Origin of the sequence: Hyphomonas oceanitis SCH89 (genome assembly GCF_000685295.1) — a bacterium.
GTDB classification, from domain to species: Bacteria; Pseudomonadota; Alphaproteobacteria; order Caulobacterales; family Hyphomonadaceae; genus Hyphomonas; species Hyphomonas oceanitis.
Genome location: NZ_ARYL01000054.1, coordinates 1 through 13,135, shown reverse-complemented (window position 1 = coordinate 13,135; position 13,135 = coordinate 1). Strand labels below are relative to the sequence as shown.

General features: G+C 58.7%; 12 protein-coding genes. 2 read left to right on the top strand and 10 right to left on the bottom strand.

Annotation, left to right across the window (positions count from 1 at the left end):
- Window positions 1–716: nucleotidyl transferase AbiEii/AbiGii toxin family protein (locus tag HOC_RS19075; RefSeq protein ID WP_035541535.1), on the top strand; the 716-nt coding region annotated here is incomplete at its 5' end.
- 186 nt (window positions 717–902) lie between these two features.
- On the opposite strand, the gene HOC_RS21580 is transcribed toward HOC_RS19075, so the two are convergent.
- From HOC_RS21580 to HOC_RS22265, 10 genes are all read right to left on the bottom strand, one after another.
- Window positions 903–2,168: a sensor domain-containing diguanylate cyclase gene (locus HOC_RS21580; RefSeq protein ID WP_051625116.1), complete on the bottom strand. Its 1,266-nt coding sequence runs from the start codon at window positions 2,166–2,168 to the stop codon at window positions 903–905.
- 549 nt (window positions 2,169–2,717) lie between these two features.
- Complete coding sequence (locus tag HOC_RS22270) at window positions 2,718–2,885, bottom strand: hypothetical protein (RefSeq protein ID WP_155839372.1); 168 nt, start codon at window positions 2,883–2,885, stop codon at window positions 2,718–2,720.
- 103 nt (window positions 2,886–2,988) lie between these two features.
- The gene (locus HOC_RS19065) at window positions 2,989–3,654 is read right to left on the bottom strand and encodes a hypothetical protein (RefSeq protein ID WP_034742776.1); all 666 of its coding nucleotides are present in this window, start codon (window positions 3,652–3,654) and stop codon (window positions 2,989–2,991) included.
- A 12-nt stretch (window positions 3,655–3,666) separates the two neighbouring features.
- On the bottom strand, window positions 3,667–4,323 hold the full coding sequence (locus HOC_RS19060; RefSeq protein ID WP_335594544.1) for a HupE/UreJ family protein: 657 nt from the start codon (window positions 4,321–4,323) through the stop codon (window positions 3,667–3,669).
- Window positions 4,324–4,384: 61 nt separating this feature from the next.
- Window positions 4,385–4,684 carry a hypothetical protein gene (locus tag HOC_RS19055; RefSeq protein ID WP_035541531.1) on the bottom strand — a complete coding sequence of 100 codons (300 nt, stop codon included), beginning with the start codon at window positions 4,682–4,684 and terminating at the stop codon, window positions 4,385–4,387.
- Window positions 4,685–4,723: 39 nt separating this feature from the next.
- On the bottom strand, window positions 4,724–6,052 hold the full coding sequence (locus HOC_RS19050) for an MFS transporter (protein ID WP_034742787.1): 1,329 nt from the start codon (window positions 6,050–6,052) through the stop codon (window positions 4,724–4,726).
- 32 nt (window positions 6,053–6,084) lie between these two features.
- Window positions 6,085–9,258 (bottom strand): efflux RND transporter permease subunit, encoded by a 3,174-nt coding sequence (locus HOC_RS19045; RefSeq protein WP_034742789.1) that lies wholly within the window; start codon window positions 9,256–9,258, stop codon window positions 6,085–6,087.
- Between the two features lie 12 nt (window positions 9,259–9,270).
- Window positions 9,271–10,524, bottom strand: a complete 1,254-nt coding sequence (locus HOC_RS19040) for an efflux RND transporter periplasmic adaptor subunit (protein WP_034742794.1) — start codon at window positions 10,522–10,524, stop codon at window positions 9,271–9,273.
- On the bottom strand, window positions 10,521–11,804 hold the full coding sequence (locus tag HOC_RS19035; RefSeq protein WP_034742796.1) for a TolC family protein: 1,284 nt from the start codon (window positions 11,802–11,804) through the stop codon (window positions 10,521–10,523). Before HOC_RS19035 ends, HOC_RS19040 begins: the two co-directional genes overlap by 4 nt.
- A gap of 67 nt (window positions 11,805–11,871) precedes the next feature.
- Window positions 11,872–12,342, bottom strand: a complete 471-nt coding sequence (locus HOC_RS22265) for a hypothetical protein (RefSeq protein WP_155839373.1) — start codon at window positions 12,340–12,342, stop codon at window positions 11,872–11,874.
- A 608-nt stretch (window positions 12,343–12,950) separates the two neighbouring features.
- Here HOC_RS22265 and HOC_RS19025 point away from each other — a divergent pair.
- A partial coding sequence (locus HOC_RS19025) for a hypothetical protein (protein WP_035541527.1) occupies window positions 12,951–13,135 on the top strand: 185 nt, incomplete at its 3' end.

The following is a 13,135-nucleotide window of genomic DNA, read 5'->3' as shown; positions in this document are numbered from 1 at the left end:
AGGGCGGCACGAGCCTGCGCATCCTCCATGGATTGCCACGGTTTTCCGAGGATCTTGACTTCATGCTCCTGGCACCGGACCGGACATTCAACTGGACCCCTTATCTGGACGCCCTGATGGACACGTTTTCCACGTTTGGTATTCGCCCCGAGGCGAAACCGAAGGGGGACATGGACAAGCGTATTCGTGCTGCGCTGATCAAGGACACATCGATCGCCGGCCAACTTGACCTGGCATTCTCAGACCGCCAGCCTGACCAGAAAATCAGGATCAAGCTCGAGATCGATGTCGAGCCCCCGGCCTTCTCCACTGATACCTGGACGTTCCTTGATTTTCCGACAGACCATGAGGTGCGCCACCAGGACCTCGCGTCGAATTTTGCCCTGAAGATCCATGCGCTGCTCTGCCGGGAATACCTGAAAGGCCGGGACTGGTATGATTTCTCCTGGTATGTGGCCAGGGGCGTGTTCCCGAACCTGGCGCACCTTCAGGCCGCGCTCATCCAGTTCGGCCCCTGGCGTGGCCAGACGGACCTGAAGGTCGACACAGCCTGGCTGACCCGTGCGCTCGGAGACCGGATTGACAAGGTGGACTGGGAGGTCGCGCGAACCGATGTCCGCCGCTTCCTGCGTCCGGATGAGCTGAAATCGCTCGATCTCTGGAGCGCAAGATTCTTTGCCGCAAAGCTCGCAAAACTGGTCGCCAGCGCGGCTTAGGGAAACATCCCTGCAGTCCTCGTCTGCCGACTCGGTAGAACCTGCGGGTCAGGATGCCTGATGCACCCAAATCGAATGATATTTGGCCGGATCACATGCGCGGGGCGCGCTGACCGAGTTGCGAAGCCGGGCGCAAGCGCTGCATCGGCAACGCTATGCACCTGGCCCTGCATCGGCAAGTGAGCCCTATACGGCGAGGGCAATGCCCTTGCCGTGATTGATGACAAGCCGGTTCCGGCCCGATCTCTTGGCCTCGTACAAGGCGGTATCTGCCCGCGCGACGAATGCGCTCTGGTCGACATCAGATGACATCACTGCCAGGCCGATACTGGCCGTCGGGGTAATGATATTCCCATTTGACTGGACTGCTTTTGCCCCGATGGCGCGCCGCAGCCGTTCGGCGGTTTCGTGCGCCTGGGAAAGACCCGTCCTGGGCAAGAGAACACTGAACTCTTCCCCGCCGACGCGGAAGACCTTGTCGGAGGGACGCAGGCAGTGCCTCATCACACTGGCCACTGAGCGCAAGACCTCGTCGCCAGCGGCATGCCCATATGTGTCATTGACCTGCTTGAAATGATCCAGGTCGATCGCGAGAAGCGCTCCGGGCTCGCCAAATCGCTGATGCCGGGACCACATGTCATCCAGCGCGCCATCAAAGGCACGCCGGTTTGCAAGTCCGGTCAGACTGTCCTGAAGGGCCAGTTCGGCAAGGGCTTCCTCGGACGCCTGTATGCGCCCGATCATGAGATTGAATTCGACAGCGACGCGGTGGAGTTCAGGCGGAACGCTGACATTTATCCGGTGCAGGCGGTCGCCATCTGCAAAACGGATCGCGCCATCGACCAGACGATCGACGCTTTGCGACAGGACCCGGCCTATCATCACGACGCCGAAAGCAATCGACAGGAGCGACAGGCCGCCTGCGATGCCCGCCAGCCACATCGATCTCTCATAGGAGCGATTGACCATATCATGATCGTCCATGATGGCCTGGCTGATCTGGGTATATGTCGCGGCCAGCAGGTCGGTCGTGGTGACGACGCTGCCATGGAAACGCTGCTGTGTTTCGATGACATGCCTATCTCCCGGCAATCCGACCACTGACAGCAATTCGGTCGCATGCTGGTCTGCGACCGTCCAGTTGTCCCTGGCGCGCTCGACGAGCCCGCGGGCTTGAGGCGTGCCGTCCAATGCCGAAATGAGCTCGGAAAATGCCACTTCGACCTGTCCGCGGATATTGCGATAGGTGTCCGTATGCACCGGGTCGCTGTCCTGCAGGTATTCATCGACAGGGATCAGGCTGTCCCAGATGAGCAGGCGCAAATTCTGGGCCGGAGCAATTTGGTCTCTCTGGCGCTCGGCCACGTCCTGGAAGGGAGCGATCACGCCGTGATTCAACAAGACGTACCCGCCACCGGCTGAGAGCGCGATCGGTGCGAGGGCGAAAAGCATCCCCAGGGTCACCCAAAATCGCAGGGATTTTGTCCGCAAAGTGTCTCGAAAACGTGTGTGCATTTCAGAAAGTGTTTCGTTTATGGTTTGGATTCCGCCCCGACATGCATAGGCAGTCAGGGTGTCCGCCTTGTTAAGCATTTGGGTGCAATTTGAGCGTTCAGTGTCCGCGGCGTGCGCGAGTCGCGAGATCGGCGTCAAGACGCTAATACGTGTCCGGATCACAAGCGCAGACATTCCGTCTCGCAGCGATGCCTCTGGCCCTCGCTTCCCCTGCCAAACGCGCTGGACAGGCCGGCATGGCCAGGGTGGGCCGGAACGAGCAAACAAAGCACTGCCACATCCTCTCACCCACTCGATGAACAGTCTGAGCGTCCGGGGCGAACCCCTGACGCGGGTCAGGCAATCCGGAAGGGGCCATGTTCAACAATAAATTATTCAAAACGCGGCTGTTCAGCGCGGCGCCAGCATCCATCATCCTGGCGTTTCAGGATGCGCAGTGTCCAGGGCGAAACGCCGGAGGGTGCGTTCATCAATGGTGCAGGCATGTCAGGCGGCGCGCAGCGGGTTCGGCGCTCCGTCAAGCACGTCCATCCTGTGTTCCGAGGCGCTGGTTGCCGGGCGCGCCGCGCCGGGCCTGAACGAAACCTTCGCGCCGGACGGCGCGTGGACCACCTCGAAGGGCAGGCCATTCTGGCTATTAGGGACAAGGCTCACAGAGGACTGTATAGCATGTTCTGCTACGCGATTGGTTGCTTGGGGGAGGGGCCATGGATTGACAATCGATTGGTATCGGTTGGCACCTGGAACGAACTTGCTCTCAAAGCATCCTCTTCAATTCGCTGTATGCACCCCGGGCCCGCAGCGTTACGGTTACAGACAGATCACTCCGGTTGCGCCAGTACCAACCATGCGCCCCATCGAAGACAGCGGTCAGCTCGCCTGTGTCGCTGGTTTCAGCGCGCCCCTGTCGATAGCTGACTGTATTGCCGTCTGTACCATCGGTATGGAGGTCTGAGTTCAGGTTTCCCTGATCGACGGTCCATTCGTAACTGGCTGTATCGTCCTTTTTCATCACCAGTTTGATTTCTGCCGATTCCCCTGGCCCGAGCGTAAGACTGACTTCGTCACGCCAGGCTGTATTTTCAGCGTCGGTCACCGAAGCGAGTGCGGAATCCGCACAGTCGGGACTTGTGACCTGGGTCGCACTGTCCGGAACGATCTCGCCCAGCTGCGCCGCAAGCTCCTGTTCGGGTGCTTCGACAACCAAATCCGCTGTTGCCTCGTCGGCGAGCTGCTGTTTGATTTCTCCCATCTGCGTAAGACCCAATATCCCCCCTATCCCGGTAGGGTCAACGGCATATTCTGCGGGAAGGATGACGGTAGCGAGCAGAGCGACAGCGGTGGTCACAGCGATCAGGGTAGAGCGCAAAAGCCGGGCACTACTGGGAAGTTCGGCACGCGTGGGCATATCTGTGTTGTACATACCTGGATCCTCTTATGAGACGAAGTAGCCGGTGAGTTGGTAGCCGATAAGCAGGAAGCCAGCGGCCATCACCACCATGTTCGCGGTATAGGCGTGTTTGAGAAAACTGGGTGTGCGCCGCCAAAATCCCATCACGATCAGGATCGCGCCGAGCGCCAGGAGCTGCCCCAGTTCAACCCCGACATTGAAGGCCAGCAGGTTGGGCAAAAGACCATCAGGAGAAATCCGGTAATCAAGTATCTTGGACGATAGTCCGAGTCCGTGGCAAAAGCCGAATATCAGAGTTGCCGCCTTGGTGTTTGGCTGAATTCCGAACCAGCGCTGATAGGCACCCATATTGTCGAGCGCCTTGTACACAATCGACAATCCAATGATGGCGTCGATGAGGTAGCTGTTGATGCCGATATTGAAGTACACACCTGCCAGCATTGTCGTTGAGTGGCCAACGGCGAACAGGCTGACATAAATGCCAATATCCTTCATCCTGTAGAGAAAGAAGATGACACCGAGGAGAAAGAGGATGTGGTCATAACCTGTCATCATGTGCTTGGCGCCTAGATAGAGAAACGCGACCAGATTCACACCTGTGATCTCTTGTATGTATCCCTTGTCACCCTCTGCGACCGCATGCGCGAATGCGTCACCAATGAGGAGCGACGAGACCAGCATAACCGCAGCGACCCGAAAGAGGGATGTTCTTGAAAAGCGGCCTGGATTGATGACTTGGAGGTTACGAGTCATTTGCGGTTTCTGGCTTTGCGTCGATTGTCTGAATGGTCGAGCGCCTGCAGATCCGGTACCGGATCTTTCGCGGAGACTCGCCGCTCTTGAGGCCGGAGACCGGATAGGGCCCGCAAGCCTGTTCTATGATTGCGGTTCGCTCGGCATTCGCCGGCTTGAGAATGTTGTTGGCAGATGTGCAGCCACCAAAACTAACCAGCGCACCGAGCAGGGCAAGCATTCCCGGGGTACATGGCACCGGGTATTTACCGTCGGCGCGGCCATCTGGCTTTGCGGAGATGTTTATCATGTTCGTTCCTTTCAACATTTTACTTCATCACAGTTTCGGTTAGGGCCAGCGTCGATGGAGATCATCCAGCACAAATTCATGCACCGGTTCTCCCAACTTGTGTCCTTCGCTCAAGTGAGGGTGATCCGCCGGCAAGTCAGAATGCGCGTGGGCAACCCTATCATCGGCGACCGACGGCCAGTATCGAAGAGCGAGTAACAGACCGGCGCCGGCAAGACCTGCGGACGCTGCGAGCGCGAAGGGTTGACCGAACCGGCTGCCAACCCACCCTGCGACTGGGTAGGTAATCAGCCAGCAAGCGTGGCTGAGGGCAAAGTGCGCGGCGAACAGGGCAGGGCGATTGTCGGGTACCGACGACCGGCGCAGCAGGCGCCCGCCCGGTGTTATCGCCAAAGAATAGGCTGCGCCAAGTACTAGCCAACCACCCAGTACGGTTGGCCAGCTCAGGCCGCCGGGCAATGCAAATGCGGCGAAAGTCAGAACTGAAAGGGTTCCGGAAAGCAGGGCGGACGCCATTAACATGACCGTTCGATCGCTGACCCGATCCAGGAGCGTTGGAAGCAGCAACGCGACAAGCATCGATCCGGCACCATAGGCGCCGAGTGTGATGGCGTAGACTTGTTGGTCGAGCCCCAACCCGTCCTGGACGATGACAACGGTATTGACGATTACCATGGCGCTGGCGGCGGCCGCCGACAGCGTGACGGCCAACATGCCGCGCAGACGCGGGGTGCCGAGATAGTTTCGTATGCCGCGCGTCATGCGGGACAGAACTCTTTCCTGAGCTGACACAGACCCATGTGCCGGCAGAGACGTCGTGAAGACCAGGAACGCGGAGGCCATAAATCCAATCGCTGTCCCGCTGAACAGGGCGTGGAAACTCACGACTGTCAGAAGCAGCGCTGCCAGAAGGGGGCTGGTCAGGTTCTCCATATCGTAGGCAAGTCGTGAAAGCGACAAGGCGCGTGTATAGTCCTTCTCGTCTGGCAGGACGTCCGGGATCGTTGCCTGGAAGGTCGGCGTGAACGCCGCCGATGCTGATTGCAGGACGAATATCAGGACATAGACCTGCCAGATCTGGTCAACGAACGGCAGGCAGAGGGCAACACCCGCCCTCAGGATATCCATGGAGATGAGGAATGCCCTGCGAGGCAAATGGTTTGCAAACGCGCCGACCACAGGGGCAATTCCAATATAGGCGACCATCTTGATGGCAAGGGCTGTGGCCAACACAGCCCCTGCATTTGCCCCGGCAAGATCGAAGGCCAGCAAACCGAGCGCAACCGTCGCAAGCCCGGTTCCGATCAGGGCGATGACCTGAGCGGCAAAGAGGTGGCGATAGGTTCGGTTGGCAAGGATGCTCAGCATGCAGTTTTATCCGACGATTCCATGAAATGCCCTTATACGACTGTCGCCGGCCGGTTGTTGGCGGATGCGGAATTTCGGACCAGTCTGCCATCATGCACAATCCGGTAAAGCGCAGGCAGGACGAGTAGCGTCAGCAAGGTGGCTGACACGATTCCGCCGATTACAACGGTGGCAAGCGGGCGCTGGACTTCGCTTCCAAGACCGATATTCAGGGCCATGGGGACAAAGCCCAGGCTGGCCACCAGCGCAGTCATGAGGACCGGTCGCAGGCGTTGCAGGGCACCGTCGAAGATCGCGGGCTCCAGTGCTTCACCCGCCTCACGACGCTGCTTGATGAAGCTGAGCATGACAACGCCATTCAGCACCGCGATTCCGGACAGGGCGATGAATCCGACGCCTGCCGAGATCGATAGGGGTAGTCCGCGCAGCGCGAGGGCCGCAACGCCTCCGGTCAAGGCCAGAGGGACGCCGGTAAAGACGATTCCGGCATCCTTGAATGTGCCAAACAGTAGCAGGAGCAGACCGAAGATCGTCAGGAGCGCGATGGGCACAACGATCATGAGACGCCTGCTCGCCGAAACAAGCTGTTCCCACGTGCCGCCATATTCGATCCAGTAGCCAGATGGAAGATCGGTTCGGGCGTCCATTTCCGTCTGCAGATCTGTAATGAACGAGCCGAGATCGCGGTCGCGGACATTCGACGTTACGGTCAGTTTGCGTTTGCCATTTTCGCGGCTGATCTGGTTGGGTCCCGGAGCAATTTCGATACGTGCCACTTCCGACAATGGAACGAACATCAGTCCATTCCCGCCACTGCGGCTTTCCGGAAGGGGAACAGGCAGGCGTTCGATCGCGCGGACATCGGTCCGCAAGTATTCCGGAAACCGGACAACAATGTCGAACCGGCGGTCCCCTTCAAAGAATTGACCGGCGACCTCTCCGCCGAGCGCGATTCCGGCCACGCGTTGTACGTCCGCGATATCAAGCCCGTAGCGTGCCAGCGCGTCACGGTCGGGATGGATGGACAGTATGGGTAATCCGGTCACCTGCTCGGATTGGGCATCCGCCGAGCCGGGTATGCTGGCCACGACACCTTCAATGGATTTGGCGAGGTCCGCGAGCGTATCCAGATCGTCTCCATAGATCTTGACGGCAACATCAGCACGGACGCCGGAGATCAGCTCGTTGAAGCGCATCTCGATCGGCTGTGTGATCTCATATTTGCTTCCCGGGACTTCCTCGACGGCCGCCTGCAATTCCGCAATCAGCTGTGGCTTGGGTTTGCGAGGTTCAGGCCAGTCCTTGCGGGCTTTCAGAATAATGAATGTATCTGCCACACTGGGCGGCACAGGATCTGTCGCGATTTCCGGGGTGCCGATCTTGGCAAAAACGCGCTCGACTTCAGGAAGCTCTGTTATCCGTCGTTCCAGCATTTCCTGCATGTCGATTGCCTGGGTGAGACTGGTACCGGGTATCCGGAGTGCATGGAGCGCGATATCGCCTTCATCCAGGTTCGGAATAAACTCCGAGCCAAGTTTCGTGGCGCCCCAGCCAGCGAAACCGACCAGCACGAATGCCGCAATCACGATGGCGTAGCGTGCCCGCAATGCGAAACTCAATGCCGGACGATATAGCGATGTGGCCCCGCGCATGAGCCAGCTTTCCTTTTCGCTGATCTTGCCACGGACCAGCAAGGCTACGGCCGCGGGCACGAAGGTCAGAGAGAGCAGCAATGCCGAAGTCAGGGCAATGACCACGGTGAACGCCATGGGATGAAACATCTTCCCTTCGATTCCGGTCAGCGCAAAGATTGGCAGGTACACAACAGTGATGATGATAATTCCGAAGATCGACGGCTTGATAACTTCGCTTGATGCAGATGCGGCAAGCGAAAAGCGCTCATCGCGAGTCAAAAGACGGCCAAGCTGATGCTGAGCCTCGCTGAACCGGCGCAGGCAGTTTTCGACGATAATCACAGCGCCATCGACGATGAGACCGAAATCAAGTGCACCCAGGCTCATCAGGTTACCTGAAACCTTGTTCTCCACCATCCCGGTAACGGTCATGAGCATCGCGAGGGGAATCACGGCGGCCGTGAGCAGCGCGGCGCGAATGTTTCCCAACAGGAGGAAGAGAACGACGATTACGAGAAGCGCTCCTTCGGCCAGGTTCTTCTCGACAGTCTTGATCGTCGCGTCCACCAGGTTCGTTCGGTTATAGACCGGTGTGATCGTAACGCCATTGGGCAATCCGGGCCGGACCGCATCCACCTTGGCATCGACGGCGACCGACACAGTCCGGCTGTTTTCACCGATCAACATGAAGGCTGTGCCAAGCACAATTTCTTCGCCGTTCTGGGTTGCGGCGCCCGTGCGCAGTTCTTCGCCCTCACGAATTTCCGCGACATCACCAAGCCGGACACTGACGATTCCGGTATCCTTGATCGTAATCACACGCAGGTCATCAAGGCTCGTCGCCTGGCCTGGAACGCGGATGAGGTTCTGTTCTCCGCTCTTCTCAATGTAACCTGCGCCAGAATTGGCATTATTGCGCTCAACGGATTGCAAAATGTCGTCGAGGGAGATGCCGAAACCTGCCATTGCAGCCGGGTCAGGCAGAATGTGAATTTCTTTTTTGAAGCCGCCAATCGTATTGACTTCGGTGACGCCCTCCACCCTGCGCAACTGAGGAAGGACCACCCAATCATTGAGCGTGCGCAGGTCCATTGCGTTCCACGGCGTGCCGTCCTCCTTCAGGGCTCCGGGTTCTGCGGACAGAATGTACATATAAATCTCGCCGAGACCCGTGGAAATCGGGCCAGGCTCGGGCGTGACCCCGGCGGGCAGCACGCCCTGGACCGACTGAATGCGCTCCGTGACAAGTTGGCGGGCGCGGTAGATGTCGGATCCATCGTCAAAAACCACGGTTACCTGGCTGAGGCCGTAGCGCGACACGGATCGCGTATAATCGAGACCCGGCAGGCCGGAGATCGCGGTTTCTATCGGGAACGTGATGCGCTGTTCCATTTCGAGGGGTGAGTAACCGGGCGCCTCGGTATTGATCTGGACCTGGACATTGGTGATGTCCGGCACAGCATCGATCGGCAATCGATTGAAGTTCCAGATTCCGAGACCCGCAAGACCCAGAACAACAGCCATCACCAACCAGCGCTGGCGGATCGAGAATTCGATAATGTGAGCAAGCATGTTTAAGCCCCCCTAGTGATCGTGGCTGGCGGCAGACTTGTCGATGTCCGCCTTGATGAGGAAGGAATTTTCCGTGACATAGACCTCGCCGGACCGAAGGCCGCCGAGCACCTCAACGTATTCGCCATCCCGCCGCCCCAGCTCGAGCATTCTGACCTCGTACGTTTCGTCGACCTTGGCGTAGACAACCGTAAAGTCCCGGAAACTTTGCAGGCCGGTTTCTCTCACAGCGAGCGGGACGTCGGTTTCGGCCGTTATGACCTCCGCCATGAGACGCATCCCGGGTTGAAGGCCGGATCCGGCGGGAATTTTCGCAACAGCGACACGCGTTTGCGAATTCACCCCGGCCATTGGAAGGAAGCGTGAGATCGTCGTGTCGACGTTCAACTCGCCGCCAGCAACGCCGAGACGGACATCCTGTCCGGTCTTCACGCGTGAAACGTCTCGGGGAAAGACGTGCAGATAGGCCTCCATTTGGCTGAAGTCTGCAATCACGAACAATGCTTCAGTGCCAGCAACATCACCGAGATTGGTGTGGCGTTCGAGAATTGTGCCAGAACGTGGCGCGGTGACGGTATATTCTTGCAGACTGCTCGAGGATTCAATCCGCGCAATCGTCTGTCCGCGCTGGACGGTATCTCCGACATTCGCGCTGACGGCCCGCACGGGACCCGGATATGTCGCCCTGACTTCGGAGGTCGCCGACGGCGCAAGCGTCACCTCTCCGGACAATGTCAGGGCGTCTCGGATGGTCGCAGGTCCAGCCGCCGCAACTTCCACGCCCGCCTCGATCGAGACAGTGTCGGCAATCCTGGTGCGACCCTCGAAGGATTCAAAACGCCAGCTATGCGTTGCGTTCGCAATTCGCGCTTCCACCTCTACGTCGAAGGAATGCGGCTCGGTTACGACGCCGTCGCCCATCAGATAGTCCTGACGTGGCGTGAAGCTGAACGTGTCTGTCATCCCGCCCAGGCGGTGGAGGCGAATCGTCAAATCCACCTTTGAAGGATCGAGCGGCTGGCCGTCCAGGAACGGGTAGATGCGATACTGTGGAGGGACACCTGTTTCAAAAATCGTTACTTCGAGTCCGTATTGACCATCCTCAAGCAGTCGTCCGCCATGCGGGCCGCGGGTGTAACCATCTTCGGCGGCTTCGGCATTGTTTCCATGGCTGGACAATGGTGCGTTCACGTTTGAGGGGTCACCGCAGGCGACCAGGGTGGCTGCCGCTATGCCGACGTAGACAAATTGCAATTGATATTTCATTCTTGTATCTCCTCGCGGACGCCAGGTGTGTCGTTGACTGACGTCAGACGGGCCAATGCTGTTTCGCTCAAAATATAGGTTCGCAGGTGAGAGAGGCGTTCCTCGCGCAGCGCCGTCAGTGTGCGTTGCGCATCGATGATGTCGAGATAGGACAGCGCGCCGCGCGCATATCCTTCGGTCGCAAGATCCAGCGCGCGCCTGGCACCAGGCAGAAGCATCGCGTCGATCGTATCAATTTCAGTGAGCGCGCTGGCAGCAGAGCGCTGGTACTGCACGGCTCGACGTAACAATTGTTGTCGAAGGGCTTGGCTTTCTATGTCGATCCGACGCTGCTCGGCGCGGGCCTGGGCGACGCTTGCAGCACTCCGTACATGTGCGCCGAGGGGTATCGAGGCGCCGCCGATAACCGCGATGTCATCCTCGATACCGTATTTCCTCACGCCCACGCTCCAGGTCACATCCGATTTGGCCTGGGTGCGCTCAAGTTCAATTCGGGAGATTGCCTCCATACGCCTGGCTTCAAGGCGAATGATTTCCGGTGACTGCAAGGACCCTGGATCTACACTGCGGAGGGATGTGCGGGCTTCCAGAAAGTCGGGGTCAGTCAGAAATTCACCTTGCGCTCCCCAATAGGCCCCGAGCGCCGCAAGGAAATTGTCCGCCTGTATTGCGTAGCGTCTCGCATCCGCTTCCGCCTGCATTCTGTCAGACGCAGCGCGCGCACCGGAGAGGAGCGGGTCCCTGGCGGCATCAACCCGCTTCTTGACGGCGACTTCGCGATCGAGCGAGATTTTCACACGCTCGCAGGCGAGCGCAACCCGCTGCTGGGCGACCGCTGCTTCCACATAGAGTATCTGAACTTCTTCAGCGACGCTGTATCGGGCTGCCGCGAGAGACGCTTTGGCAACGCCCACGCCGCGCTTGGCGAGCATTTGGCGCGCTTCGCGCTTGCCGCCGCGTTCCCAGACGCGGGAAAACCGTCCCGTCACCTGAAGGCTGTCAATGTCTCCCGCTATTCCGATCCCGGGAAAGTCCTCAATATCGAGCGCGACTGTGTCCGCCGGACGCAGCGCAGCAATCGCTGTTGCAGTATGCGCGGTGGCGATTTCGGATTTAGCGGCATCGGACCTGAGGTCAACCGCCAAGGCCAGTTGGGTGGCTTCGGGCAGTGTCAGCGTCTGACGATCAGACGTTGCTGCGCCGCACGGATTGGATTGAGCCTGCGCGTGGGGCGCAGACCAGGCCATCGCTAACGCGAGGCCGGCATATTTGAGTGACATATAAGTACAAGCTCCTGACAAAGAACAACAAGCCGGCCTGCTCGGAAGCAGCCAGCGACGTTCCATGTCAGATGCGGTCGGGGTCCGGATCTGGAGGCAATAGTGGCGCCGGATAGTCCAGAATCGCCAGACGAGACCCCAGCTGCGATGCCGGAAACTGACGGGCTGTAGCTGGCGAAGGTAGCGTCACGCCAACAAAGTGCAGATCAGCGGCATGATCTTCGCTGTCTCCAGTCATATGGTCTTGATGGGCCGGACTGGCCCCTGCTTGGGCGTCAACAGGCATGAAGACGTGATCACTGCCGTGATCATCGTGGTTTGCCTGTTCCAGGGAGTCAGCTGCGCGTGTGTGCGCGGCGGCGTGCTCGACTGGAAGAAGAGCACCCGAGACGGAAAACATTATGCAAAAGACAAGTACCCATACCTGACGCATAGGGCCATGTAGGTGAATTGCGATGATGTGTAAACAAGCAGATCTATTTCCCGTCCGGTCGTATGCAACTAGAGCATTGAACGTGTTCTTTTCAGACTTATTCATAGGAAACAGTCATAGGATCCATGATATCTTGGGAGCGAATCTCGTTTTTCCACAGGCACAATCCGGTACGTCGTCATATCCTGCGTCGGCGGGGCCTATCACGCCAGATGCCGGGTCGTTCCACAGAACATACTCGATAAGGTGGGCTACAGTTTCCGGGCAGTCAGCGCCAAGAATCGGGCCGGCAAGCAGGGGCAATCCATGCGATCGACGGGAGTCAGATACTCCTGGCGGCAGTTTTGCCGCTGCACCGGATTCGTCTGAATAGATTGAGTTGACCAACAATACCGGCATCCTCGAACACGTTGTCGTGGCGGTACAGGGTTCGAGCAGTGCCTTTACTCGAAGGCGAGGTCAGCCCCCTTCTGTTTGAAGGAGAGTTGCGTAGCTAAACGCTGAGACTCGAGCCCGGCATGTTCCTTTTCAAGCGTCCCATCCAACGGAGAGTATCAATTGCATCCTAAACAGATGCCCGGCGCAACGTGATCTGATTGCGGACTTCCCCGGACAGGTAAAAACTGGACTGCCACTTCCGCTCACCCACTCGTTGAACAGGCTGAAGCGTCCGGGGCAACCCCTGACGCGGGTCAGGCAATCCGGAGGGGTCCATGTTCAATCCGTCACTATTCAAAACGCGGCTGTTCAGCGCTGCAGCTTCAACCATCATCCTGTCAGCCGGCATGGGCGGTGTCCATGCCGAAACGCCAGCGCCGGGCGGTGAGGTCGCGTTCAACATCGATGCACCCATGCTCGGCGACGCGCTGCGCGCGTTCGGCGCCCAGTCGGGCACGCC

Bases quoted from the DNA above. Each gene is read 5' to 3' on its own strand.
- HOC_RS21580 (WP_051625116.1), bottom strand. From the start codon at position 2,168: ATGCTTTTCGCCCTCGCACCGATCGCGCTCTCAGCCGGTGGCGGGTAC.
- HOC_RS19065 (WP_034742776.1), bottom strand. From the start codon at position 3,654: ATGTACAACACAGATATGCCCACGCGTGCCGAACTTCCCAGTAGTGCC.
- HOC_RS19060 (WP_335594544.1), bottom strand. From the start codon at position 4,323: ATGCTGGTCTCGTCGCTCCTCATTGGTGACGCATTCGCGCATGCGGTC.
- HOC_RS19055 (WP_035541531.1), bottom strand. From the start codon at position 4,684: ATGATAAACATCTCCGCAAAGCCAGATGGCCGCGCCGACGGTAAATAC.
- HOC_RS19050 (WP_034742787.1), bottom strand. From the start codon at position 6,052: ATGCTGAGCATCCTTGCCAACCGAACCTATCGCCACCTCTTTGCCGCT.
- HOC_RS19045 (WP_034742789.1), bottom strand. From the start codon at position 9,258: ATGCTTGCTCACATTATCGAATTCTCGATCCGCCAGCGCTGGTTGGTG.
- HOC_RS19040 (WP_034742794.1), bottom strand. From the start codon at position 10,524: ATGAAATATCAATTGCAATTTGTCTACGTCGGCATAGCGGCAGCCACC.
- HOC_RS19035 (WP_034742796.1), bottom strand. From the start codon at position 11,804: ATGTCACTCAAATATGCCGGCCTCGCGTTAGCGATGGCCTGGTCTGCG.
- HOC_RS22265 (WP_155839373.1), bottom strand. From the start codon at position 12,342: ATGAATAAGTCTGAAAAGAACACGTTCAATGCTCTAGTTGCATACGAC.